At 32.1% G+C, this 25,785-nt stretch carries 23 protein-coding genes and 1 other annotated feature; of the genes, 1 reads left to right on the top strand and 22 read right to left on the bottom strand.

Annotated features, from left to right (window positions below; translation table 11 throughout):
* Window positions 1-16 precede the first annotated feature (16 nt).
* Both AC4PG3_RS01450 and AC4PG3_RS01445 read right to left on the bottom strand, forming a co-directional pair.
* Window positions 17-1,375, bottom strand: coding sequence for a sodium-dependent transporter (locus tag AC4PG3_RS01450; protein ID WP_492197307.1), 1,359 nt, complete (start codon window positions 1,373-1,375; stop codon window positions 17-19).
* 73 nt (window positions 1,376-1,448) lie between these two features.
* The gene (locus AC4PG3_RS01445) at window positions 1,449-2,831 is read right to left on the bottom strand and encodes a tryptophanase (protein ID WP_492197306.1); all 1,383 of its coding nucleotides are present in this window, start codon (window positions 2,829-2,831) and stop codon (window positions 1,449-1,451) included.
* Window positions 2,832-3,134: 303 nt separating this feature from the next.
* On the opposite strand from AC4PG3_RS01445, the gene AC4PG3_RS01440 reads away from it, so the two are divergent.
* Complete coding sequence (locus AC4PG3_RS01440) at window positions 3,135-3,794, top strand: helix-turn-helix transcriptional regulator (protein ID WP_492197305.1); 660 nt, start codon at window positions 3,135-3,137, stop codon at window positions 3,792-3,794.
* Between the two features lie 41 nt (window positions 3,795-3,835).
* On the opposite strand, the gene AC4PG3_RS01435 is transcribed toward AC4PG3_RS01440, so the two are convergent.
* From AC4PG3_RS01435 to AC4PG3_RS01340, 20 genes are all read right to left on the bottom strand, one after another.
* Window positions 3,836-5,149 carry a sodium-dependent transporter gene (locus AC4PG3_RS01435; RefSeq protein ID WP_492197304.1) on the bottom strand — a complete coding sequence of 438 codons (1,314 nt, stop codon included), beginning with the start codon at window positions 5,147-5,149 and terminating at the stop codon, window positions 3,836-3,838.
* A 52-nt stretch (window positions 5,150-5,201) separates the two neighbouring features.
* Window positions 5,202-5,446 (bottom strand) — a binding site (T-box leader).
* Between the two features lie 115 nt (window positions 5,447-5,561).
* Window positions 5,562-7,064, bottom strand: coding sequence for a glycerol kinase GlpK (gene glpK, locus AC4PG3_RS01430; RefSeq protein WP_492197303.1), 1,503 nt, complete (start codon window positions 7,062-7,064; stop codon window positions 5,562-5,564).
* A gap of 29 nt (window positions 7,065-7,093) precedes the next feature.
* Window positions 7,094-7,822, bottom strand: a complete 729-nt coding sequence (locus tag AC4PG3_RS01425) for an MIP/aquaporin family protein (protein WP_492197302.1) — start codon at window positions 7,820-7,822, stop codon at window positions 7,094-7,096.
* Window positions 7,823-8,132: 310 nt separating this feature from the next.
* Window positions 8,133-8,699, bottom strand: coding sequence for a glycerol-3-phosphate responsive antiterminator (locus AC4PG3_RS01420; RefSeq protein ID WP_492197301.1), 567 nt, complete (start codon window positions 8,697-8,699; stop codon window positions 8,133-8,135).
* Window positions 8,700-8,798: 99 nt separating this feature from the next.
* Window positions 8,799-10,052 (bottom strand): NAD(P)/FAD-dependent oxidoreductase, encoded by a 1,254-nt coding sequence (locus AC4PG3_RS01415; RefSeq protein ID WP_492197300.1) that lies wholly within the window; start codon window positions 10,050-10,052, stop codon window positions 8,799-8,801.
* A gap of 18 nt (window positions 10,053-10,070) precedes the next feature.
* Window positions 10,071-11,501 carry an NAD(P)/FAD-dependent oxidoreductase gene (locus AC4PG3_RS01410; protein WP_492197299.1) on the bottom strand — a complete coding sequence of 477 codons (1,431 nt, stop codon included), beginning with the start codon at window positions 11,499-11,501 and terminating at the stop codon, window positions 10,071-10,073.
* 105 nt (window positions 11,502-11,606) lie between these two features.
* Complete coding sequence (locus tag AC4PG3_RS01405; protein WP_492197298.1) at window positions 11,607-12,314, bottom strand: MgtC/SapB family protein; 708 nt, start codon at window positions 12,312-12,314, stop codon at window positions 11,607-11,609.
* Between the two features lie 97 nt (window positions 12,315-12,411).
* Window positions 12,412-13,203: an HAD-IIA family hydrolase gene (locus tag AC4PG3_RS01400; RefSeq protein WP_492197297.1), complete on the bottom strand. Its 792-nt coding sequence runs from the start codon at window positions 13,201-13,203 to the stop codon at window positions 12,412-12,414.
* A 24-nt stretch (window positions 13,204-13,227) separates the two neighbouring features.
* Entirely contained in the window at window positions 13,228-14,514 is a 1,287-nt protein-coding gene (locus tag AC4PG3_RS01395; RefSeq protein WP_492197296.1) for a TRAP transporter large permease, read from the bottom strand.
* A gap of 16 nt (window positions 14,515-14,530) precedes the next feature.
* Complete coding sequence (locus AC4PG3_RS01390; RefSeq protein ID WP_492197295.1) at window positions 14,531-15,019, bottom strand: TRAP transporter small permease; 489 nt, start codon at window positions 15,017-15,019, stop codon at window positions 14,531-14,533.
* Window positions 15,020-15,105: 86 nt separating this feature from the next.
* The gene (locus tag AC4PG3_RS01385; RefSeq protein WP_492197294.1) at window positions 15,106-16,143 is read right to left on the bottom strand and encodes a C4-dicarboxylate TRAP transporter substrate-binding protein; all 1,038 of its coding nucleotides are present in this window, start codon (window positions 16,141-16,143) and stop codon (window positions 15,106-15,108) included.
* 134 nt (window positions 16,144-16,277) lie between these two features.
* Entirely contained in the window at window positions 16,278-16,643 is a 366-nt protein-coding gene (locus tag AC4PG3_RS01380) for a DUF1667 domain-containing protein (RefSeq protein ID WP_492197293.1), read from the bottom strand.
* Between the two features lie 299 nt (window positions 16,644-16,942).
* Window positions 16,943-17,968, bottom strand: a complete 1,026-nt coding sequence (locus AC4PG3_RS01375; RefSeq protein ID WP_492197292.1) for a PTS sugar transporter subunit IIC — start codon at window positions 17,966-17,968, stop codon at window positions 16,943-16,945.
* A gap of 6 nt (window positions 17,969-17,974) precedes the next feature.
* Window positions 17,975-18,955: an ATP-binding protein gene (locus AC4PG3_RS01370; RefSeq protein ID WP_492197291.1), complete on the bottom strand. Its 981-nt coding sequence runs from the start codon at window positions 18,953-18,955 to the stop codon at window positions 17,975-17,977.
* A gap of 2 nt (window positions 18,956-18,957) precedes the next feature.
* Window positions 18,958-20,034 carry a DnaD domain protein gene (locus AC4PG3_RS01365; protein WP_492197290.1) on the bottom strand — a complete coding sequence of 359 codons (1,077 nt, stop codon included), beginning with the start codon at window positions 20,032-20,034 and terminating at the stop codon, window positions 18,958-18,960.
* A gap of 4 nt (window positions 20,035-20,038) precedes the next feature.
* Window positions 20,039-20,653 (bottom strand): GNAT family N-acetyltransferase, encoded by a 615-nt coding sequence (locus AC4PG3_RS01360; RefSeq protein ID WP_492197289.1) that lies wholly within the window; start codon window positions 20,651-20,653, stop codon window positions 20,039-20,041.
* Between the two features lie 51 nt (window positions 20,654-20,704).
* On the bottom strand, window positions 20,705-21,913 hold the full coding sequence (locus AC4PG3_RS01355) for an FprA family A-type flavoprotein (protein ID WP_492197288.1): 1,209 nt from the start codon (window positions 21,911-21,913) through the stop codon (window positions 20,705-20,707).
* A 72-nt stretch (window positions 21,914-21,985) separates the two neighbouring features.
* Window positions 21,986-23,311, bottom strand: coding sequence for a replicative DNA helicase (dnaB, locus tag AC4PG3_RS01350; RefSeq protein ID WP_492198182.1), 1,326 nt, complete (start codon window positions 23,309-23,311; stop codon window positions 21,986-21,988).
* A gap of 24 nt (window positions 23,312-23,335) precedes the next feature.
* The gene (gene rplI, locus AC4PG3_RS01345) at window positions 23,336-23,785 is read right to left on the bottom strand and encodes a 50S ribosomal protein L9 (RefSeq protein ID WP_492197287.1); all 450 of its coding nucleotides are present in this window, start codon (window positions 23,783-23,785) and stop codon (window positions 23,336-23,338) included.
* A 2-nt stretch (window positions 23,786-23,787) separates the two neighbouring features.
* Window positions 23,788-25,782, bottom strand: a complete 1,995-nt coding sequence (locus AC4PG3_RS01340; protein ID WP_492197286.1) for a DHH family phosphoesterase — start codon at window positions 25,780-25,782, stop codon at window positions 23,788-23,790.
* Between the last annotated feature and the right edge of the window lie 3 nt (window positions 25,783-25,785).

Below are 25,785 nucleotides of genomic sequence, written 5' to 3'. Positions count from 1 at the left end.
AGGTCTCTTTAATATTTTATCCTATTCCTCCATATATAACTCCCATTATATATATAAATATAGTCGTTCCTACAAATAGATACTTTGTCATGGGTTCAAACCAAGGACCTATCTTTTCCTTTCTACCCATTTGAACTGATTCTCTTGCAAAATCTACTCCTGCTACCCAGAAGAATACTACTCCTGCAAGTAGTGCTCCCATTGGAATTACATATATAGATAATACATCCATCCAAATTGAAACTATATCTCCATTTTCTATAAATATTCCTACAAGTGCAGTAAGACCTATTATTGTAGCTACTGCTTTAAATCTAGACATTTTAAACTTATCTTGTAATGCCTCTATAGGGGTTTCCATAAGATTCATAAGTGAAGTAACTGCTGCAAAGAATACAGCTACAAAAAATACTATAGCAAATATATTTCCAAGGGGCATCTGTTTAAATACCTCTGGGAGTGTCATAAACATTAGCGGTGGTCCAGATGCTGGATCTAGATTATATGCGAATACTGATGGTATTACTACTAATGCTGCAAGCATAGCTGCTATAACATCAAATATTGCTATATACTTTGCACTATCAATTATATCTTCACTCTTTTTAAGGTATGATCCATATACTACTGTGCCTGAGCCTGCTAAAGAAAGAGAGAAAAAAGCTTGACCAAGTGCATATACCCATGTTTTTACATCTAATAAAGCTCCCCATCTTGGTAAAAACATGAATTTATATCCTTCAACTGCTCCTGGTAAAAAGGCTACTCTCATGGCTAATATTAAAAATAGTGCAAAAAATGTAGGCATAAGGATTTTATTTACTTTTTCTATTCCTGAAGATACTCCTAAGGATAAAATAATAAGCAATACCCCTAGACCAGCTAAATGCCAAACTATACTTCCAAAGGGTCCTGCAATTTCTACAAAGTACATTACGCTATCTGGAGCATTTATCATAGACCCTGTAAAGGATCCGATTAAGAATCTCAATATCCAGCCTACTACTACAGAATATCCTATTGCAATACCTAAAGAACCTATTACAGGGACCATTCCTATTACTCCACCATAATCTTTTCCTCTCATCTTAAAAGCTTTTTTAAAAGCTCCTAATGGCCCTGCTCCCATAGCTCTACCAAAGGACATTTCTCCTATTACTCCAATATAACCAATAAGTCCAACAAATATGAAATATGGTATTAAAAATGCAGCTCCCCCAAACTGTCCAACTCTATATGGAAATAGCCATATATTGCCCATACCTACAGCTGAACCCACACAAGCTAAAATGAAGCCAAACTTTGTACCAAATGTTTCTCTGTTATCATTTTCAAGACTTACAGAATCATTAATCCCCCTGTTTTTATCCACCATAGACCCTCTCCCTTATATATTTTTTATATTTATATGGATAATGATTAATCATTATCCATATAAATTATAATTCTTATTTAAGTGGTTCTAAACTTGCTTGGAAATGACGAAGTACTTCTGGTTCCCAGGTAATCCTATAACCTTTAACTTCACTCCCTCTTTCTTTAATAGCAATAAGTGCATCTGCCATTATATCTATGTGAGATTGAGTATATACTCTTCTTGGAATTGCAAGTCTTGTAAATTCAAAATCTGCCTTAAGTTGCTTTCCAGTATCTGGATCATTACCAAGCATGAATGAACCTATATCACAGGTTCTAATTCCTGATTCTTTATATAATTCTACAGCTAAAGCTTGCCCTGGATATTCATTATATGGAATATGAGGTAATAATGCTTTCGCATCTACGAATACTCCATGTCCTCCTACTGGTGATTGATAAGCTATCCCAGCATCATCCAATCTAGAAGCAAGATATTCCATTTGCCCATGTCTATAAGCTAGGTAGTCTTCATTTAAACCTTCGTGGAGTCCTATTGATAGAGCTTCAAGATCTCTTCCTGATAAACCACCGTAAGTAGTGAATCCTTCAAATGATATGGTTCTTCCCTTTACCTTTTGGTATAACTCTGCATCATCTTTAATTGCAAGTAATCCACCCATGTTCACTATAGCGTCTTTTTTAGCACTCATAGTAAATATGTCTGCATAACTAAACATTTCTTTTGTTATCTCTTTAATCGACTTATCACTATATCCTTCTTCTCTTAATTTTACAAAATAAGCATTTTCTGCAAACCTAGCAGCATCTATTACAAGAGTTATTCCATGTTTCTTACATATTTCTGAAACTTCCTTCATATTCTTCATAGATACTGGTTGACCGCCAGCTGAGTTATTAGTAATAGTCATTACAACTGCTCCAATTTTCTCTTTTCCATGTTCATTTATTAGTCCCTCTAATCTTTCAACATCCATATTCCCTTTAAAAGGAACCCTAAGTGATGGATCTGTAGCTTCTTTAACTACACAGTCAATTGCCCTTGCTCCTGCTAGTTCAACATGAGCTCTTGTAGTATCAAAGAACATATTAGATATTCCATACTTTCCTTCTCCTAATAAAAGTTCAAACAATACTTTTTCAGCTGCACGTCCTTGATGAACTGGTTGTATAAATTCGTACCCAAATATATCTTGACAGGTTTCTACTAAATTAAAGTAACTTCTTCCACCAGCATATGCCTCGTCTCCACGCATAACTCCAGCCCATTGTATATCACTCATAGCATTAGTTCCACTATCTGTTAAAAGGTCAATATAAACATCTTCACCTTTAAGGCTGAATAAATTATATTTAGCTTCTTTAATCTTTTGTTCCCTCTCTTCCCTTGTCAACATCTTAATAGGCTCCACCATTTTAATTCTAAATGGTTCTGGTACATATTTTACAGTCATTATTAAAACCCCCATTTTTATAATTAGATTTTGAATTTATTGAAGATACTTAAATTTCCAACAATTCAATCTTTAATAAAATATTATCACCATTATAATAATTTGTCAAGTAAGTTTATAAAATTTTCTAATTATCAAATTGCTAACAATAAGGTAAAGAAATCTATAGATATATAAATTGATTATTTACAAGGCTAAAGAGATCGACCTTAGGTCTCTTTTTGCATTATTAAGATGAAAGTCAATTGTCATTGTGATAAAATTGATTTATAGGGTTATGAATACAGAAATGGAGCTGACACAATGGATAATAAAACAAAATCCCAATATATCTTATTAGCAGAATTCTTAACTAAGACATTGGGTTCAGAATACGAAATAGCACTACATGATATAGATGGTGAGAAAGATAGTATAATCTATCTTTCTAACTCTCATATAAGTGGTAGAAGTATAGAAGAGCCTTTAGGAGATAAAAATTTTAAATTTATATCTGATACTACTATTTCAAACAACAACTATATTGTAAGTAATCAAGGTATAACTAAAAATAACAAAGTAATCCGTTCGTCTTCCTTCTTTATAAAAGACAAGGACAATAATCTAACTGGTATGCTATGTATCAATTTCGATGGAAGTAAATATGTGAACCTCTCTAAAAAGATATTGAGACTTACTCAGATGGAGAACGCTTCTATTGAGAGCGATTCACTACATACTTCAGAGTTCATGGAAAATATCCCAAATTCTATTGCAAATGTAACTGATGATCTTTTAGAAGAAAATTTCGACTATTTAGATATACCCCCAAGTAGGCTAAATCAAGAAGAAAAAATAGATATTGTAAGACAGTTAAATGAAAAGGGTGTTTTTAAATTAAAAGGAGCTGTAAACGAAGTAGCCCAGAAGCTAGAAGTTTCAACCCCTACCCTATATAGATATATACGAAAAGTATCAAAATAAAAACAGAACAGAGTGACTAAAACTCTGCTCTGTTTTTATTTTTATCCTATTCCTCCATATATAACTCCCATTATATATATAAATATAGTTGTTCCTACAAATAGATATTTTGTCATGGGTTCAAACCAAGGACCTATCTTTTCCTTTCTACCCATTTGAACTGATTCTCTTGCAAAATCTACTCCTGCTACCCAGAAGAATACTACTCCTGCAAGTAGTGCTCCCATTGGAATTACATATATAGATAATACATCCATCCAAATCGAAACTATATCTCCATTTTCTATAAATATTCCCACGAATGCAGTAAGACCTATTATTGTAGCTACTGCTTTAAATCTAGACATTTTAAACTTATCTTGTAATGCTTCTATAGGGGTTTCCATAAGATTCATAAGTGAAGTAACTGCTGCAAAGAATACAGCTACAAAAAATACCATAGCAAATATATTTCCAAGGGGCATCTGTTTAAATACCTCTGGCAGTGTCATAAACATTAGTGGTGGTCCAGATGCTGGATCTAGATTATATGCAAATACTGATGGTATTACTACTAATGCTGCAAGCATAGCTGCTATAACATCAAATATTGCTATATACTTTGCACTATCAATTATATCTTCACTCTTTTTAAGGTATGATCCATATACTACTGTGCCTGAGCCTGCTAAAGAAAGAGAAAAAAAAGCTTGACCAAGTGCATATACCCATGTTTTTACATCTAATAAAGCTCCCCATCTTGGTAAAAACATGAATTTATATCCTTCAACTGCTCCTGGTAAAAAGGCTACTCTCATGGCTAATATTAAAAATAGTGCAAAAAATGTAGGCATAAGGATTTTATTTACTTTTTCTATTCCTGAAGATACTCCTAAGGATAAAATAATAAGCAATACCCCTAGACCAGCTAAATGCCAAACTATACTTCCAAAGGGTCCTGCAATTTCTACAAAGTACATTACGCTATCTGGAGCATTTATCATAGACCCTGTAAAGGATCCGATTAAGAATCTCAATATCCAGCCTACTACTACAGAATATCCTATTGCAATACCTAAAGAACCTATTACAGGGACCATTCCTATTACTCCACCATAATCTTTTCCTCTCATCTTAAAAGCTTTTTTAAAAGCTCCTAATGGCCCTGCTCCCATAGCTCTACCAAAGGACATTTCTCCTATTACTCCAATATAACCAATAAGTCCAACAAATAAAACATAAGGTATTATAAATGCTACTCCTCCAAACTGTCCAACTCTATATGGAAATAGCCATATATTGCCCATACCTACAGCTGAACCCACACAAGCTAAAATAGATCCAAATTTACTACCAAAACTATCTCTCCTTGCCATTATATCACTCCTCAAACTTTGTATTTAAATACAAAAAAACCTCCATCCTAAATAATAGGACGAAGGTTGAGTTCGCGTTGCCACCTAAGTTATACAAAAAAATTGTATCTCTCTTTATGGGATACTTTCATATCCTGTCCTCAGATAACGGTAGGCTTCCGACTAGGTATACTCTCAATAGATTTCAACCTGTTTCTATAGAGTCCATTCAATAAAATTATCTTTGCCAAAGTCCCACCTATCTTTAGCTCTCTTTGAAAGAAACATTTATCTACTCTTCTCTATAATAGAATTTTTGTATTTTGACTATTATATCAAGTATCTAGAATAATTGCAATAGTTATTTTAGATTTTTTCATATTTCTATCAAAAAAGACCTAGAGTTTAATCTAGGTCTTTAAATGTTTTATTCTTATTCGCTTTCTTCCCATTTAGTTGCTCTACCAATTGCTTTTTTCCATCCTCCATATAACTTGGCTCTTTTATCTTCTTCCATAGTTGAATTAAATACTCTATCTACACTCCATCTATTTGTAATATCATCTTTATTTTTCCAGAAGCCTACTGCAAGTCCTGCAAGATAAGCAGCTCCTAATGCTGTGGTTTCAGTAACTTTAGGTCTATGAACTGGAACATTTAAGATATCTGATTGGAAATCCATTAGGAAGTTGTTTGCAACTGCTCCTCCATCTACTTTTAGAGTCTTTAGATCTATGCCAGAGTCTTCTTCCATAGCCTCTAGTACGTCTTTAGTTTGATATGCTATAGATTCTAAGGCTGCTCTTATTATATGATTTCTATTAGTACCTCTAGTAAGACCTACCATAGTACCTCTAGCATACATATCCCAATAAGGAGCACCAAGTCCTACAAAAGCTGGCACTAGATATACTCCACCTGTATCATCTACCTTACTAGCAAAGTATTCTGTATCCTTTGCATCATGAACTATTTGAAGTTCATCTCGTAGCCACTGTACCACAGCTCCTGCTACAAATATACTTCCCTCAAGCGCATATTCTACCTTACCATCAATTCCCCAAGCAATTGTAGTAAGTAGTCCATTTTGAGAAGGTATCATTTCTTCTCCTGTATTCATAAGCATGAAGCACCCAGTTCCATAAGTGTTTTTAGCCATACCAGGCTCAAAACATGCTTGCCCAAATAATGCTGCTTGTTGATCCCCTGCTATACCAGCTATAGGAATTTCTGCTCCACCAAATGTGTGAGGATCTGTTACCCCATAAACTTCACTTGAATTTCTTACTTCAGGAAGCATAGAAACAGGTATATCCAATTCTTTTAATAGTTTTTCATCCCATTTTAAATCTTTTATATTATAGATCATAGTTCTGGAAGCGTTTGTATAATCAGTTACATGTACCTCTCCGCGAGTTAGATTCCATATAAGCCAAGTGTCTATATTTCCAAATAATAATTCTCCTCTCTCAGCCTTTTCTCTAGCTCCTTCCACATTATCCAATATCCATTTAATCTTAGTTCCAGAAAAATAAGCATCTATCAAAAGTCCTGTATTTTCTTTTACATAATTGTCAAGTCCCCTTGATTTTAAATCATCACATATACTTGCAGTTCTTCTACACTGCCATACTATAGCGTTGTAAACAGGTTTTCCAGTATTTTTATCCCATACTACTGTTGTCTCCCTTTGATTTGTAATCCCTATTGCTGCTATTTCATCTGGCCTAATACCTGCTGTTTCTAATACTTCTCTTGCAACTCCTGATTGAGTACCCCAAATTTCCATAGGGTCATGCTCTACCCAACCACTTTTTGGATATATTTGCGTAAACTCATTTTGTGCTACCTTTACTATTTCACCTTCATTATTAAATATTATGGCTCTAGAGCTAGTTGTCCCTTGATCAAATGCTAATATATATTTTTTATCCAAAATATTTTCCCCCTTTGTCTATTTTAATATTATACCCATATGTTTAAAAAGAACTTAAATATAAATGCGCCAAGTACTCCACCTATAATAGGTCCTACTATTGGAACCCAAGCATAAGACCAGTCCCCATCTCTCTTTCCTGGAATTGGAAGTATAGCATGGGCAATTCTTGGTCCCAAATCTCTTGCTGGGTTTATAGCATATCCTGTAGGCCCACCAAGACTTAGACCTATAGCCCAAACAAGTACACCTACTAAAAATGTTCCAAGTGCTCCCATTTCATTATTACTATGAGTGATACCCATTATTCCTGCAACTAATATAGCTGTTCCTATTATTTCAGTTATAAGGTTAGAACCAGTATTTCTAATAGCAGGAGCTGTTGAAAAGACACCAAGTTTTGCATCAGGGTCTTCTGTTATAGCAAAATGATCTTTAAAAGCTAAATATACAATTATTGCTCCACCCATAGCCCCAAGTATTTGAGCTACTATATAACCTGGTACTAGGCTCCATGGAAAATCTCCAACTGTTGCTAATCCAATTGTTAATGCTGGATTAAGATGAGCTCCACTTACCCAACCTGTCATATAAGCCGCTATTGCAACACCAAAACCCCAGCCTGTAGCTATTACCATCCAACCTGCATTCTCTGCCTTTGAATCCTTTAAGACCACATTAGCTACAACTCCCGCTCCAAATAAGATAAGCACTAAGGTCCCTAAAAATTCCGCACTGTACATTGCCATGTTTGACATTTTTCTTCCCCCTTTATTTAATAAACAAGCAATTCTGACCTTATATTTCTTCCCACCCCCTACATCTTTTTTTATTTATATTCATTTGTTTACTTTAATATCACCATTATTTTTGTGTAAAAAAAAACCATAATTAGCCCTTTCTTCAGAAAGGCTTTATTATGGTATCTCTTCTCTCTACCAATATATTAAATTACTATTAATGTATCATATTCAATAAACAGATGAAATATTCTGAATATTTTAATGTTTACCCATTTTTATTGTATCTAAAAAGCTTGAATTGTTGGAAACTCAAGCTTTTTTTGTTTTACATATACCAAACATCTTTATTACTAGTAGATATTCCTACTGCACCTGCATTTAAACTGTCAATTACATCTATTTTATCTCTTATTAATCCTCCTGCCACTATTGGAATCCTAGTTTCTTCTCCTACTTCTTTTATAATTTTAGGCATTATTCCTGGAAGGATTTCCACTGCATCCGGTCTTATATCTCTAATGGACTTTATTCCTGATTCTAAATTTAATGAGTCTAGTAAAAATAGCCTCTGAATTGTAAAAATATTTAACCGTTTTGCTGCCTTCACAAGATTACTTTTAGTTGTTATGATTCCATCTGGACGAATAAATTGATTTATATACTTTAACGCTGTAATATCTCTTGAAAATCCTCCCATTAAATCTATATGAACATATACTAATTTATCATTTTCTCTCAAACGATTTACAATATTTTCTATATTTAATATATCTCCAGCTAATAAAAATACTATTTTGCAAGGTGAATTAATCACATCATCTACCTTTTTTATATCGCTTATAGCTGCTATAACAGGATTATCATATAAATCTGTAAAAAAGTTCCTACTCATATTTTAGCCCCCATAATAATTACATGTGTTTTAACTCTTTTGTTTAATTTTACCTTAATTATAGCATTCATGCAAATACAGATCAGATACTATCTGTATTTAAACTACTTCCACCGTCAATTTTAATGCATTTTCTCCTTTTAATATCTTTGAATCTAGTACAAGTCTTTCCATCTCACTGGGGATCATATATCGTTTCTTAATTTCTCTTATCTTCACTCCATCTAATTTCAATTGAATTTTAGAATCCATATAGATATCACGAACCCTTACAAAAAATTCTAATGCACCCTCTACATTATCTATTCTAACTCTTTGAGGAACTATAGAGCCAATTCCATTGCCAGGTACAATCTCTATATAGTTTTCATCTCTAGCCAATTCATTTTTAACATACTTCGCCGCACTTTTTCCTGCTTTTCTACTCTCTTGTGTCACATAATCTACTATATCATGTACATGCAGTACATTCCCGCAGGCAAATATTCCCTCTATATCAGTTTCCATAGCCTCATTTACTATAGGTCCACCAGTATTTCTATCTAGATTAATTCCTACATCTCTAGAAAGTTCATTTTCTGGAATAAGCCCTACTGAAAGCAAAACTGTATCACATTCATATAGTTTTTCTGTTCCCGGTATAGGTCTTTTCTTCTCATCAGTTTCTGCCACAACTACACTTTCTACTCTATCTTTACCATTTATCTTTACTATTGTATGCCTTAACATAAGTGGTATGTCATAATCTTCTAAACATTGTACAACATTTCTAGAAAGTCCTGCTGCATATCCACCTCTAGCCAATGCTCCTATTACCTCTGCCCCTTCAAGTACTAATCTCCTGGCCATAATAAGCCCTATATCACCTGTTCCCAGTATTATAACTTTTTTCCCTACCATATAGCCTTCCATATTTATAAGTCGCTGTGCAAGCCCTGCATTATATACACCTACAGGTCTTGAACCTGGAATATTTACAGCACCTCTAGTTCTTTCTCTACAACCCATTGCTAAGATTATAGCTTTTGCTTGAATATTTATTAACCCATCCCTAGTATTTATAGCACTTACAACTTTATCCTCTGTAATATCTAAAACCATTGTGTCTAATTTATACTCTATATCTAAATCTTTTAGTTCTTGTATAAATCGTTCTGCATACTCAGGTCCTGTAAGTTCTTCTTTAAAGACTTGAATTCCAAATCCGTTGTGAATACACTGTTGTAATATCCCACCTAATTCCCTGTCTCTTTCTATAACCAATATACTTTCTATTCCATTTTGCTTTGCCTCTATGGCAGCTGCTAAACCTGCTGGTCCTCCTCCTACAACCACAATATCATAATTCAGCATATAATCATCTCCTAGCTTTTATTTAGTTTGTTCAAGGGCAACATTGGAACTTGGACCATCTTTAACTATCTCAGTAATATCTTTACCTAGCTCTCTTGCCAAAATTTCCATAACTCTTGGCTGACAAAATCCACCTTGGCATCTTCCCATTCCTGCTCTTACCCTTCTCTTGATTCCATCTATAGTCCTTCCTCCTGCTTTTCTGTGAATAGCATCTACAATTTCACCTTCAGTAATGTTTTCACATCTACATATGATTCTTCCATACCTTGGATCTTTTTTAATAATTTCACGTTTTTCTTCATCACTTAAGTCCATAAAATATATCATTTCTCTTCTTTTAGGATTGAAATCTTCTTTTTCTTTTAAATTTCCATTTATATTTTTTACTAAATTTACAACATATTTTGCTATGGCAGGTGATGCTGAAAGTCCAGGAGATTCTATACCTGCAACATCTATAAATCCTTTAGAGTCTTCTACTTCCTTGATGATAAAATCACCTGTATCCGGTGATGCCCTTAATCCTGAAAAAGATGTAATTACAGCATTAAATGGTATCTTATCCGTTGTCTTTTTAGCTGTATTTTTTACATAGTCTAATCTATCCCCACTTGTTTCTATATTTTCTTTATCATTTATATTCTCAGAATCAGGTCCTACTAGGAGATTTCCATGTACAGTAGGTAATACTACTACCCCTTTACCTTTATCCGTTGGACACTGGAATACAACCCTATTTACTAAATCTCCAGCACTCTTATCTAATAAAAAGTATTGACCTCTTCTTGGGTTTATTTTAAACTCAGGCTCTGCAACCATATTATGAATTTTATCAGCATATACTCCTGCAGCATTTATTACATATTTTGTTTTTATTTCCTTATCTTTTGTATAAACTCTATATCCTTCTTCCATCTTTTCTATATTAATTACTTCCGAGTTTAAAGACAATTCAACTCCATTTTCCATTGCATTTTCAGCTAAAGCAATAGCTAATTCCCATGGTCCTACAATACCTGCGGTAGATGAAAGTAAAGCTCCTGCTATTTCAGTATTTAGATTTGGCTCTAAGCTCAATAATTCTTCCCTATCTAATATCTTCAGTTCAGGGACTTTATTTTCAATCCCCCTATTATATATCTCCCTAATAGTAGACATTTCATCCTTATTAAGAGCTATGACTAATGAACCTATTCTTTTAAATGGAACATCTAATTCTTCACATATCTCTCCCATCATTTGATTTCCTTCTACATTAAATCTAGCCTTCATAGATCCTGGTTTTGCGTCATACCCCCCATGTATTATGGCACTATTAGCTTTTGTAGTCCCATTGGATATATCATTTTCTTTTTCTAATAATAAAACTTTTAAATCATATCTTGACAATTCTCTAGCTATAAATGTGCCAATTATACCTGCACCAATAATTGTAATATCATACATATCATTTATCCTCCTTTTTTTATCTAAATTAAAGAACCACAATTAAATCTTCTTTCAAAGACAATATGTGGTTCTCCTATTCTCGACCAAATATTAAATTATATTTTAATTTTCCCACTTTATTATTTCTACTCCTTCTACATCAAGTATTTGGTTTTCCAAATCTTCATAATTAAAATCTTCATTTGCTAACAATGTAAACTCTAATTCTACAGTCTCATGTTCTAAATCTGCTTCATTGATTGCAGTTGCTAATAAATAACTATATTGTCTTTTGCATTTATCAATTAATATGTTTTTTATAGAGATATTATTCTTCTCAAATACCAAACCTAAATCTGTGAGGAGTTTTGCCCTTTCACTACAATATAAGGAAACTACCTTATGTCTATTGTTAAAGGACCTATTTTGTATTCTACTTAAAGAACCAAGTGATATAAATGCAATTATAGAAGCTGTCAATCCCCCTAGGTAAAACCCTGCTCCAATGGATAAGCCTATTCCTCCACAAACCCAAAGACTAGCTGCAGTGGTTAACCCCTTTATATTGTTTCCAACCATGACAATTGTCCCTGCTCCTAAAAAACCTATGCCACTTACGATTTGGGATGCTAATCGAGCAGGATCTTCTATACTATTTGCAAACCCAAATCCCTGGGTAGAAATTAATGTTACCAAGGCTGCTCCTAAGCTTACTAGTATATGGGTCCTAAACCCTGCAGGTTTATTACTAGATTCTCTTTCTATCCCGATTAGTCCTCCAACTACCATTGATAACAAGAGTCTTAATATTAGTTCAGCATTGCTAATCATCTATTCCCCCCTTAAATAATAAAACACCATAATTATATCTTCCTAGGAAGATATAATTATGGCTCTCATTTTCTCTAACCCGATATTTATTTTTTTATTATACTAAATCTACCATATCCTTTATAGAATCAAATGTATAATCTGCTCTAATCTCACTGTTTTTATAATCTTCTTCTTTAGTTTCACCAGAGTAGACCAAGCAAGTACTTATCCCTGCATTTTCCCCTGTCTTAATATCTGTATACAATCTATCTCCAACCATTACTATATCTTCTCTAAGTAAATTATATTTTAGTAGAATACTTTCTATTATATATTTATTAGGTTTTCCTATTACTTTTGGAGTTTTTCCAGTTGAAGCTTCTATAAATGCAGCCATTGCTCCTGCATCTGGCATAAATTTATCCTCTGGAAGTGGACAATTAAAATCAGGATGTGTAGCTATATACTCTACTCCTTCAGAGATATATTCACATGCTCCCCATAATTTTTCATAAGTCAATGTAGTGTCAAACCCTAGGACTACATAATCTATATTTTTATTTCTCTCTTTTTCTAAAATAAAGCCTTCTCTTTCAAATTCCTCTTCTAAAGCCTTAGTTCCTAACAAATAAACCCTAGCCCCTGGTTTTTCCTTTTTTAAATACATAATAGTTGCTTCACCGGAGGTAAATACCTCTTCCTCATCAGCATCTATTCCCAATTTATTTAACTTTTCCACATAGATTTTTTTATTTTTAGATGAATTATTCGTAAGAAATATATATCTTTTTTCTTTCCTTTTTACAGCTTCTAAAAAATCCTTTGCTCCATCTATCAGTTGATCTCCTAAATAAATAGTTCCATCCATATCTAATAAAAATATAGTCTTTTCTTTTAGTTCTTTCAATGTAACCTCCTTTAGATTCTAGACTTATTTAAACAAGTTTAAAGTAATAAGTGCAACATCTTCAGAATAAGTAACTACAATTAATACTACTACTAATGCAATTATAAACGGCCAAACTTCTTTTATGAAATCTTCTAATTTTACACCTACAATTGTACATACTGTAAACATCATGGATCCAAAAGGCGGAGTAATTCCTCCAATCATAATATTTACAATAAATATCATTCCAAAATGTAATGGATCTACTCCAAATACTTTGACTGCTGGTACTAATAAAGGTGCTAATATTACTAGAGCTGCTCCACCTTCAATAAACATACCTATGAATAGTAGTAATAGATTTATTACCATTAATAATACAAATGTACTATCAGTCATACTCACAAGTGCTTCAGTTATCATTTGTGGAATTCTTTCTAATGTAAGATAGTATCCAAACACTTTTGCACTTGCAATTATAATCATTACTGCACCAGTACTCTTTACAGTCTCCATAAGTATTATAGGTATATGCTTTAACTTTAATTTTTTATATACGAAAAATCCTACTAAAGCCGCAAATAATACTGCCATTCCTCCTGCTTCTGTTGGAGTAAATACTCCAAATCTCATTCCCATAATTATTCCAAAGGGAATAAATAATGACCAAATAGACTTTATAAACTGCTTGAAAATTTCACCTATAGATGCCTTTTTTTCTCTACTTGGTTTATATCCTCTTTTTAAGGCAATAATATGAACAGTTATCATCAAAGCTCCAGTCATAAGTATCCCTGGAGTATATGCTGCTAAAAACATATCTCCAACTGAAATATTTGCAATTATTGCGTATAAAATTAAATTTGTTCCCGGTGGTATTACTGGACTTACTGCTGATGATGCTGCAGTTATGGCAGCGGAAAATGGTTTTGAAAATCCTTTTTTTACCATTTCAGGAACTAATATTTTAGATTGCATAGCTGCATCTGCATTTGCAGAGCCTGAGATTCCACCCATTAATGTACTCAAAAGTACATTAACCTGAGCTAAACCTCCTCTAGTATGTCCTACTAGAACTTCTGCAAAATTCATCAAAGCTTCACTAATCCCTGAATAGTTCATTACAGAACCTACCATAATAAAGAAAGGTACTGCTAAGTAGGGAAATGATTCTATTGAAGTTACAAATTGTTGAATTACCATTTCCATAGGCATTATATTGTTAATAAATATAAAATAAAATAAGGAAGATCCCATAAGAGCAAATGCTATTGGTATATTTAAAAAGAATAAAATAAATAAGACTATAATTGGATAAATGGCTTCCATTCATCTTCACCTCTCTCTAATTATTATCATCTGTCGTTAAAAATGTCTTTTTGAAATTCTCTATTAAGAAATAAATTGAATATATTGTTATTAGTCCAAAAGCGATAACTATTCCTGCATTTATATATTTATAAGATATTTCCAAAGCTGCTGTTATCTTAGTAGAGCCTGATACATATTTATAACTAAAGAAAAACATAAAACCAGATAAAACAGTTAAAATTATTGAAGTTATAAATTCTACTATAGCTCTTCCCCTTTCAGGTAGTAGAACAACTAGTGCTTCTACACCTATTAGATGTCTAGTTTTATAGGCATTGGCAACTCCTAAAAATATAACCCACACAAAGGCACCTACTGCAACTTCTTCAGCCCAATAATATGTAAAATTCAAAACATATCTAGTAAATACATTCATTATTACTATGACAGTAGTAATAGATAGAAATATACTGCCTAAATAAAGCTCAAAGTTTTTTCTCAATCCTTTGAAAAGATTATTCATGCTTACTTCCTCCCACAAATATCAATTTATAGTTGGAAGGAAACCCCTCCCAACTATATTTGTCTAATGCTATCTTCTAATTTACTTTATTTGTTTTTTATTACTTCTAACTCTTTCATTATTTCATCATAAATTCCAGGAGTCCATTTATCAAACTTAGTAAATACTGGAGCTGTAGCTTCCATAAAAGCATCTGTGTCTACTTCGTGGAAATTTACACCTGCATCTTTTAATTTTTCTGCATATTCTTCTTCTAATTTAATAGTTTCAGCTAAGTTGTCATCTCTACCATTTTGGAACTCTTCTTCTATAATAGTTCTTTGTTCTTCACTTAATTCATCCCAAAGTTTAGTTGAAATAGTAACTGCAGAAACTCCTAGTAAGTGATTTGTCAATGAATATTCTTTTACATTCTCATATTGTCCAGTTCCCCAATAAGTCATTATTGAACCTTCTACACCATTTATTACGCCTTGTTGAATTGCAGCGTAAGTATCTGGATAAGGCATTGCAACTGGATTACCACCCATAGCTTCTATAGTATAAGTGTAAAGCTGACTGGTTGGTACCCTTATATTTAATCCATCCATATCTTCTGGAGTTTTAATAGGCTTATCAGTCATCATACTTCTAAATCCAAATACCCAATCTAAAGAAAGAACTTTTACACCATGGTCATCTTCTAACTTTTGGTTTAAACCCTTAACTAATGGAGTTTGCATCATTGCAAAATACTCATCAAAAGACTTGTATAAAAACGGTCCAGTTACAGCATTATAATCTGGCACATAGTCACCTAAGAAGTTCACACCATCTACTAATATCCAGTCAGATCCTTGAACTACTTGCTCCATACCATCTTTACCTATTGGTAATACTCCACCTGTAAACAATTGTAATTCTAATGAACCATTACTTCTTTCATTTACAGCCTCTACTACTTTTTTAAGAGATTTAGCAGTTTGCTCTTCATCTACAAACTTTGTACTAACCTTAATAACTTTCTTTTCTACCTTTTCACCAGCATCTCCACCATCAGTAGGGGTATCCGCATCTGTTCCACCACAAGCTACTAAGGACAGAGTCATGGCTAATACTAATAAAATTGCTAAAAACTTTTTCATTCATCTTCCTCCTTTTTCTAATGTATTGTAAATATCTACTTTATATTCTTACCTGACATTTTAAGTTTAAATTTGTCAGATGAAATAGTAGCAATTCAAAGAAAACGATTTCATGTGTATTCTATTGCAAAAAATTAATCCATACTTCTTGAAGCAATTAAATTTACATCCGAATCAAATATATTTGACTTAATTATCTCTCCCATTTTAACTGGTGCTTCTAATTCTAATTCATTTATGATCTTCATACAATCAAATACTTTATCTTTAGGTATTTCTTTATCAGTTCTAACAGGTAATCTTGGGAGACTTCCTCCTTTAATTTTCGCAGTGGATGTCAATAATCTTGTAGGGTTTGATAATTCTTTTATTCCATATGCTTCCCCTCTTTTACAATTTGCACCAGTGACAATATATCCTGTTTCACTTTCAGCAGTTTCAGTAATTTCTAGATGGCAACCAATTGGACATACTATACAAACCAATTCTCTCTTTTCCATTTTTACACCCCCTTATTTATAATATTGGCTATTCTATTGTAATTTTATATTTACCTAAATTTAGTCAAAATAATTAAACCACAAATACGCCCTCTCTCAAAGACATATTTGTGGTTCTCATTTTCTCTAACCAAATATTTATTTGTCTTATGAATATACTATTATAAAGATCTATACTTTATTCAAATTATGCACATAATTCTCCACATATTTAATGATTAGTATACCATACAGAATAAACATTTACAATATTTGGTCATTTAATCTTTTTTTTAACAATCAGTATTTTAATATAGTATCTATAATTTCATATCTCCTCTTCTTATATATCCCCTAATTTTCATCCATTTATATACACTAAAGGATATAATTCCAGGCAAGATAAAGTGCATCATTATAATCATTAAGAATACTTTTGCTGAAGCACCCATAGTGTCTATTAAGGCGAACTGACCTACAAGTCCACTTGTGCCCATGCCTGCTCCTATCATATTGCTCTCCATCTTTAGCACACTTGAAGATATAGGGCCAAGTATTGCCGATGATACTATAGCTGGAATCCAAATCCTTGGATTTTTAATTATATTTGATATTTGTAACATTGAAGTTCCCAAACCTTGGGCTATAATACCTCCAAAGCCATTCTCACTATAAGATATAACCGCAAAACCAATCATATTTGCAGCACATCCAACTGTAGCTGCCCCTGCAGCAAGTCCTGATAATTTTAATGAAATAGCTAAGGCTGCTGAACTTATTGGAAGAGTAAGTATTATACCCATCACAACTGATATTATTATCCCCATAGGTATTGGATGGAGTTCTGTTGCCATATTTATAAATGCACCTATATAGTTCATAAACTCTGAAATAAATGGAGCTATATAATTACCTACTAATCCTCCTATAATTATAGTGGATAGAGGAACTAATACAATATCCACCTTCGTCTTACCACTTGTCAGCTTAGAAAATTCAGCTGCAGCTAAACTTGCTACCAAAGCTCCCACTGGCTCTCCTATGTTTAAAATTGCATTTGCACCTTCCAAACTTACACTTCCAGCACCAATAGCACCTACTACCACAGATGCAAATATACCTAAAGCAGGGGCCCCTACACTATATGCAACCCCTGCTCCTATTCCTGGCCCCATAAGCTTTTGGGCAATATTTCCAAATTCTATTAAAATATCTATACTAAATAAAGTTCCTATTTGCTTTATAATAAGTCCAATTAAAAGAGTAGAAAATAATCCTAATGCCATACCATTTAAAACTTTTACAAAATAGTCTTGTACTCTGTTTGTATTTTTAGTATTTTTCACAGTCTATTACTCCCATCTTAGGTCTTTTCCGTAAAATTTAAGAGGTAAAAATTTATCTAATATTCTTGAAAAAATTCTCTCTGTATATACTGCAAATATCTCTTGTGGGTTTAAATTTGTGGATATAATAGTTTTTTTCCCTCTTAGGATTCTAGTGTTTACAATATTAAATATTTCTGAATTGGTAAAAGTGTTTGCAACTTCAGTTCCTAAATCATCTATTATAAGTAAATCACAGTCAAGAAGTAGATTATATTGATAATCACTCATAGCTTTATCCGTCTTACTAAATCTTCTATTTTCTAGTATTTCTAATATAGTAAAGGCAGTCTGATAAATTACTATTTTATTTTTATCTAGTAGGGATTTAGCTATACAATTTGATAGGAAGGTCTTTCCAAGACCTGTATTTCCATAAAAGAGAAGATTCTCTCCATTTTTTTCATCAAAATTACTTATAAAACTTTCTGCTATACTAAGTATATCCATCATATTTTCACGGGGAGTCATCTTTTCACCTTCAAAGGGCTCATCTCTAAATACTTCTATATTAAAAGTTTGAAAGTTTTCTGTTTCAAGTACATTTTCTAGATTAGACATACTATAAGCTCTAGAAACTAACTTTTGTTTTAGACAAGTGCATTTTTCTCCATTTCCTAAAAATCCCTTATCTTCACAAAGATTGCATTCATATTTTAAATCCATATAGTCTAAATCTATATTTGATTCTGTAAGCATGAAAGCTTTCCGCATCTTTAATTTTTCTATTGTATCTTTAGCTTCCTTTACTTTCTCTTCATAATCCTCAGGATTTCCTATGATATGCTTAGACATTTCTAGTCCTAAATTAAATATATCTTCATCTATCTTTCTTATGCTGGGAACTTTTCTATAGACTTCTCTTATTCTCGATTGTTGAATTCTTTTTTGTAAGTCTCTTTTATCTTCATATTCTTTGAAAACTTCTTTTAACATCCTTTTATACATATTTATGCTTCTCCTTTTACCCGTTGTTTGTAAGCATCTCTTTTCTTTCTAGCAATATTTTCAAGATCTTCTGCAGAATATTTATCAATTCGCTGTTGAAAATTGTGAAACTTAGTTATAGTTGGTTTAGCTTTCTTGTTTACAACTTTTTGTCCGGCCTGTTTTTCTGGTTTCTTATCTAGTAAATCTATATCTTCTAATTTTTTTATACCTTTGTTATACCAAGACCTTAGTATTCCATTTACATAATTTATACTAGGAGTAGGATTTTTATCTCTTGTACATGCATTTAAGATTATTTCCATACTAAACTGATAATCTACAAACCAAGCATCTATCATCTTCTTTTCATCTTCTTTTATAGGTCGTCTATGAAGTCCTAGACTTTTCATAATCTTGTATTGTCTATAATAGCTCTCATCCATTTTTTGAAATTCTTCCATGAGAGCTTCAATATTAGTAAGACCTTTGTCATACCAATTTCTAACAATTGCCTCTATATAATTAATTCTTCTTACGCCCTTTTTTTCTACAGAATAAGAACATGCCTTTTCTATTACCTCTGGGCTCATATTGTAGTCATTTATCCAAGCTAAAATCCTTTGCTTTTCAACAGGCACAGTTTGCCTTTTCAATATCTCATCTATATTGTTAAACATTGTATTTATGGATTTTGACCTGTTTGCACGGACAAGATCATCGCTACTAACTTTAGGTAATTTTATATCTCTTTCGTCTTGGAATAGGTATATATTGTTTTTTATGTATAGTTGTTTTAAATTTAAAAATTCAATTTTATAATTTAATTCATCTTCTTCTGATTCTATTTTTTTTACAATACCTAGCTTCTCCCAAAAGTCCCAAGCACGAAGTACATCCCCTAGTGGTATATCTAAGTTTTTAGCAAGAGTTTCATTGTTTACTAATATATTTGCATCTCTATCATGAGCATATTTATATCCTAGTAAATATACCTTAACATAAGTCCCATTAGCCATAGGCATATAATCGTTTATAAATATATTTTCAATAGGGGTATCTCCTAAATCCATATCTGTTGTTTCTAGTATAAAGCTCATCTTATCAACTCCAAAACTCTTTTAAATTTATAAGATTAGAAAAAAAGCCTTCTTTTTCTAATTTCATTCTGTAAATATAATTATATATCTTTTTATTATCTATTACAAAAGAAGATTTTTTGTCTAAATAATATGGATTAGATAAATCTAGATTATTGTCATAAAATAAATCTAAATAATATCCATCTTCTTTAAATCCAATCTTTTCATAAACTCTCTTTGCCCTAGTGTTAAATTCTGCTACTTCTAAATACATCTTTTTCATATTCATCTTAGTAAAGTAATAATTTAAAAATACGGCTAAAGTCTCTGTCCCATATCCCTTATTAATTTCATTTGGATCAAAAACTATACCCAAAGTAGATTCTCTTTTTATTAATTTAATTTCTTTAATTCCCATATATCCAATTAATTTATCTTCTTTATTTTTTACTCCGTAATACTTATCTCTAATAGATTTAGTCTTTATTTTGTGCCATTTTTTAATTTCTTTTTCACTCATCTGGGGAAAATTATAATCTGATAATAGGGGGTTTTTATGAGACCCCCAATTTTTCATCTCAAATACATCCTCTACCTCTAAATTTTTTATAAGTATTCTTTTACCCCTTATTTCCATGACTTTCTCCTTATATAAAATTTACTTCCAAGTTCAACTTGGAAGTAAATTTTATTTCATTTTTTCTATTAAAGCTTTTCCAAATCCAAGGCCATACTCTATTGCTAATTGATCAGATTCGCCACATGGAACAAAGTTTACTTTTAATCCTTTTTCATCATAAACTTTTAATTTTAAACTTTTTAGTGCCTGTTGAATTATATTTACAGCTTCTCCACTCCATCCAAAGCTACCGAATGCTCCAGCAAGTTTTCCCCTATTTCTAATTGGATTTATAACTGCCAATAAATTATATACTGGAAGTAATATATTTTGATTTATTGTAGGACTTCCTACTATAAATGCAGAACTTTTATATACCTTATCTTCTATTTCAGATAAATCAGCCATTTCAATATCCATAAGTTCTACGTCTATATCTCCAGCCATTTTTATTCCCTCTGCTATTTTCATAGCTATTTTTTCAGTGTTTCCATATGCAGATACATAAGGAATAAATACTCTTAAGTCCTTACAATCATCTTCAGTTTCTTTAGATAATTCATAAGACCATTTTACATATTTTTCCCAATTACTTCTTAAAATCGGACCATGTCCTGGAGCTATTACATCTATATCTAAATCTTTTATCTTATCTATAGCTTGAAGCATATAGCTACTAAACGGCTTTAAAATCACATCAAAATAATATTTAAAAGCATCATCAAAATCTCCTACTAAATCATCAAACATCTTTTCATCACTATAGTGACATCCAAAGGAATCACAAGTAAATAAGATCTTATCCTCTACTAAATAGGTATACATTGTATCTGGCCAGTGTAAAAATGGAGCTGAAATAAATTTCAAAGTTTTATTTCCCAAATCTAATGTATCCCCATCTTTTACTATCATCTTTTTGAAGTCTTCATCTATCATATGCTTTAAAAAGTTTATAGCAGATCTAGAACCTACAACTGTAGCCTGTGGTGCTAATTTCAATAGATGCTTTAAATTACTAGAATGATCTGGTTCTGTATGATTTAAAATTATATATTCTATATCTTTAAAGTCTGTAACTCTTTTAACTTTATCTAAATATACATCTTTAAATGCTTCTTTGCTAGTCTCTATAATAGCCTTTTTATCTGCATCTACAAAATATGAATTATAAGTTGTACCATACTTTGTCTCCATTACCACATCAAAGGTAACAAGACCTGGATCTAGTATACCTATCCATTTAACATCATTATTTATATCTAATATCTTATCATCCATTTATCTTCACTCCAAATCTTTATTATTGTTGTTACTATGATTAATACCCTAAGGAAATGGATATAAAAGCTTTTAATCATTAAATATATTTTCTTTATTTAAGAACTTGGTAAATTCTTTTTTCCATACTAATTCCACTAGTCCTGTAGGTCCATTTCTATGTTTTGCAATGATTAATTCCCCTATGTTCTTCTTTTCTGAATCTTCATTGTAATATTCATCCCTATATAAAAATAATACTACGTCCGCATCCTGTTCTATAGCTCCTGATTCTCTCAAGTCTGAAAGTATAGGCCTATGATCAGATCTAAGTTCTGGAGCACGAGAAAGCTGTGATAAAGCTATTACTGGACAGTCCATCTCTTTGGCTAATCCTTTAAGTCCCCTAGATATAGAAGATATCTCTTGCTGTCTACTTTCTTGCTTACCACCTAATTGCATAAGCTGTAAATAGTCTATAACTACCAAATCAAGGCCTTTTTCTATTTTTAACCTTCTGCATTTAGCTTTCATCTCAGTTAAAGATATACCTGCTGTATCATCTATATATACATTTGCCTGAGACAATGGACCCATAGAGTTTATAATCTGAAGCCATTCATCTTCAACTAGATTTCCACTTATTATCTTTTGTAAGTCTACATGAGCAGTTGCAGAAATCATCCTTTGAACTAATTGCTCCTTAGACATCTCTAGAGAAAATATAGCTACTTTTGCATCTGCCTTCAAGGCACTATTTGTTGCTATGTTTATTCCAAAGGCTGTCTTACCCATAGATGGCCTAGCAGCAAGCAAGACAAGATCTGACTTTTGAAGTCCAGATAGTTTGTTGTCCACATCTGTAAATCCAGTAGTAAGTCCTGTAAGTTGTCCCTTGTTTGCAGCCATTTCTTCTATCTTTGCAAAGCTGGACAATAATACTTTGTCTATAGGGGCAAATCCTTGTTTATGTGCACCTTGAGTTATATCAAATATATTTTTCTCTGCCTGCTCAATTATTAAATCTACTTCTTCAGAATCTTCATAGGCTTTGCCCATTATTTCATTACTAGAAGAGATAAGCCTTCTAAGTGTTGATTTTTCATGTATTATCTTTGCATAATACTTTGTATTTGCAGTAGTAGCTACACCACTTGAAAGATTTGCTAGGTAGGTTACCCCACCTACATTTTCTAAAGTACCTCTTCTCTTTAACTCTTCTGACAAGGTAATTAAGTCTACAGGTTCATTTTTATTAAATAAAGCTAGTATGGCTTCAAATATTTCCATATTGGCTTCTTTATAAAAGTCTTCGCCACTTATTATCTCTATACCAGCATTTATAGCTTCTTTATCAGTTATCATAGCACCTAAAACAGACTGCTCTGCTTCTATACTATGTGGAGGAATTCTACCTATCAATTGTCCTTCTATTTTAACCACCTACTGTTCTATATTTACATTCACTTTAAGCTCTGCTGTTATCTCTGGATAAACTCTCACATCTACTATTGTAGTACCTGCTGATTTTATATTGTCTTTTAATTCTATCTTTCTTTTATCTATACTTATATTTCCCTGTTTTTCTAGGGCTTCTCCTATGTCTTTAGATGTTATAGACCCAAATAGTCTTCCACCTTCTCCACCTTTTGCTCTTAATTCTATAGTGATTTTTTCTATCTCTGCCTTTAGTTTTAAAGCTTCAGCTTCTTCTTGCTTTCTCTTTTCTTCAATTTCTTTTTGCTCTTCTTTCCATTTTGCTAAATTATCCTTTGTAGCCTCAATAGCAAAGCCTTTTGGAAAAAGATAATTTCTTGCATATCCTGTTTTAGACTTTACTAAATCACCTTTTTTACCTAGGGATTTTACATCTTTTAATAATATAACCTTCATGTTTATTCTCCTTCCTTTAAATAGTCATCTATAGCATTTTTAAGTTTTTCTTCTGCCATCTCCAGTGAGACCCCCATTAATTGAGCTCCAGCAATTGCTAGATGGCCTCCCCCACCAAGTTTTTCTAAAATTAACTGTACTGAAATACCTCCAAGCGATCTACCTGATATATGAACTCTTTCATTATCATCAGTCAATACAAAGGAAGCCTCAACACCATTTATATCTAGTAGTTCGTTTGCAGCTTGTGCTGCAATTAATACAGCGTCATCAGATTTTCTTTCAAGCTTACCTATTGCAATTTTATCAGATACAATTTCTGCAGATTTTATAATTTCTGCCTTGCATAAGATAGTATCTAATTCATCTCTAAATAATTGTCTTACTTTTATTGTGTCTGCTCCAGCCCTCTTTAATACAGAGGCAGCTTCAAAGGTTCTAACTCCTGTTTGAAAACTAAAGTTTTTAGTATCTACAGTAATTCCTGCAAGTAGGGCTTCAGCTTCAAATTTACTTAAATTTATATCATCATTCATATAAGTTAAGATTTCAGTAACTAATTCACTAGCAGAAGATGCATAAGACTCTAAATAAGTTAACACTGGATCCTTAACAAATTCTGCTCCTCTTCTATGATGATCTATTACAACTACTTTGTTTACAAGTTCTAAAAGATCTGGGTCTTCTGTAAAACTCGGTTTATGATTGTCTACTAAGACCATAAGTGAGTTTTCATCTATAATCTCCCTTGCTTTTTCTGAGTCAACAACCTTTTCTAATAATTCAGGTTCCTGTTTCTTAAGCTCATTATATATATTTTTTATAGATGGATTTACTTGATTTAATACTATATATCCCTCTTTGTTTATCCCCTCAATACCACCTAAAAGACCTATAGCCGAACCAAATGAATCCATATCCGGATTTGTATGACCCATTATAAATACATTGCTAGATTGTTCTATCAATTGTTTAAGTGCATCTGCTATGACTCTAGCCCTTACCTTATTTCTCTTTTCAACTGCTTTTGATTTACCTCCATAGTATTCAAATGTTCCATTTTTATTTAATACAGCTTGATCTCCACCTCTACCTAAGGCTATATCTATGGCACTTCTAGCATGATTATAGGATTTTAAAAGATCATGACTAGTATCTGAAACACCTATACTTAAAGTTATAGGAATTGTATTTCCCATATTTAATTCTCTAATATTATCTAAAATATCTAGTTTTCTCTCTTGGATTTTTTCCAGTGTATCATAGTCCATTATGACCATATATTTATCATTTTCATATTTTCTAACTATGGCATTGTAATTAGAAAAGTATTCGTTTATATTTCTATCTATTTCTGCCAAAAGCAAAGGTCTATTCACATCTGGAGTGTTATTTTTTATATCATCATAATTATCTATATATACTAGAGAAATAATAGATTGCTCAGCCTTATATAAACTCTTTAGATCTACATAATCCGTATTATCAACCCAGTATAGCATAATAATATCATCTCTTTTAATAGAGGCCTTCTTATTTTCTACAAAATTTATATGGACTACATAATTTTTATCATTATAATCTATATTTATTGACGTATCTTCTCTTTCTTCAAGTAATTCATCCATATTAAATTTAGGTACCAAATCATATATTCTTTGATTTAGAATATCATCTTCTATAATCATATCTAAAAATGGAGTATTGTACCAAGTTATAGTTCCTAATTTATCTATAATAACTAGTGGAAATGGCATATTAAATATGGCATGCTTTGTAGCAGACTCAAAATCTTCCTTTAGCCCTTCTATATATAAATTTATCTCTCTGTTTTTTTTATTTGTTTCAGTTATATTGAAATATATTAAATAGAGGAATACTAAGGCACCTATCATACCTAATACAGGTTGGAAGATACCTATTATAATAGTCATGATTACTATTATGACTAAATAAAACTTAGTATCTAGCCAATTAAATATATTCTTATTTTTCATAAT

The organism is Tissierella sp. QWL-11 (assembly GCF_058683765.1).
This window is presented reverse-complemented; position numbering and strand designations above follow the sequence as displayed.

Bases quoted from the DNA above. Each gene is read 5' to 3' on its own strand.
- AC4PG3_RS01340 (WP_492197286.1), bottom strand. From the start codon at position 25,782: ATGAAAAATAAGAATATATTTAATTGGCTAGATACTAAGTTTTATTTA.
- AC4PG3_RS01380 (WP_492197293.1), bottom strand. From the start codon at position 16,643: ATGGAAAAGAGAGAATTGGTTTGTATAGTATGTCCAATTGGTTGCCAT.
- AC4PG3_RS01425 (WP_492197302.1), bottom strand. From the start codon at position 7,822: ATGTCAAACATGGCAATGTACAGTGCGGAATTTTTAGGGACCTTAGTG.
- AC4PG3_RS01390 (WP_492197295.1), bottom strand. From the start codon at position 15,019: ATGAATAATCTTTTCAAAGGATTGAGAAAAAACTTTGAGCTTTATTTA.
- rplI (WP_492197287.1), bottom strand. From the start codon at position 23,785: ATGAAGGTTATATTATTAAAAGATGTAAAATCCCTAGGTAAAAAAGGT.
- AC4PG3_RS01360 (WP_492197289.1), bottom strand. From the start codon at position 20,653: ATGGAAATAAGGGGTAAAAGAATACTTATAAAAAATTTAGAGGTAGAG.
- AC4PG3_RS01445 (WP_492197306.1), bottom strand. From the start codon at position 2,831: ATGACTGTAAAATATGTACCAGAACCATTTAGAATTAAAATGGTGGAG.
- AC4PG3_RS01355 (WP_492197288.1), bottom strand. From the start codon at position 21,913: ATGGATGATAAGATATTAGATATAAATAATGATGTTAAATGGATAGGT.
- AC4PG3_RS01365 (WP_492197290.1), bottom strand. From the start codon at position 20,034: ATGAGCTTTATACTAGAAACAACAGATATGGATTTAGGAGATACCCCT.
- AC4PG3_RS01435 (WP_492197304.1), bottom strand. From the start codon at position 5,149: ATGGCAAGGAGAGATAGTTTTGGTAGTAAATTTGGATCTATTTTAGCT.
- AC4PG3_RS01370 (WP_492197291.1), bottom strand. From the start codon at position 18,955: ATGTATAAAAGGATGTTAAAAGAAGTTTTCAAAGAATATGAAGATAAA.
- AC4PG3_RS01405 (WP_492197298.1), bottom strand. From the start codon at position 12,314: ATGATTAGCAATGCTGAACTAATATTAAGACTCTTGTTATCAATGGTA.
- AC4PG3_RS01385 (WP_492197294.1), bottom strand. From the start codon at position 16,143: ATGAAAAAGTTTTTAGCAATTTTATTAGTATTAGCCATGACTCTGTCC.
- AC4PG3_RS01450 (WP_492197307.1), bottom strand. From the start codon at position 1,375: ATGGTGGATAAAAACAGGGGGATTAATGATTCTGTAAGTCTTGAAAAT.
- AC4PG3_RS01410 (WP_492197299.1), bottom strand. From the start codon at position 11,501: ATGTATGATATTACAATTATTGGTGCAGGTATAATTGGCACATTTATA.
- AC4PG3_RS01440 (WP_492197305.1), top strand. From the start codon at position 3,135: ATGGATAATAAAACAAAATCCCAATATATCTTATTAGCAGAATTCTTA.
- AC4PG3_RS01415 (WP_492197300.1), bottom strand. From the start codon at position 10,052: ATGCTGAATTATGATATTGTGGTTGTAGGAGGAGGACCAGCAGGTTTA.
- AC4PG3_RS01395 (WP_492197296.1), bottom strand. From the start codon at position 14,514: ATGGAAGCCATTTATCCAATTATAGTCTTATTTATTTTATTCTTTTTA.
- AC4PG3_RS01420 (WP_492197301.1), bottom strand. From the start codon at position 8,699: ATGAGTAGGAACTTTTTTACAGATTTATATGATAATCCTGTTATAGCA.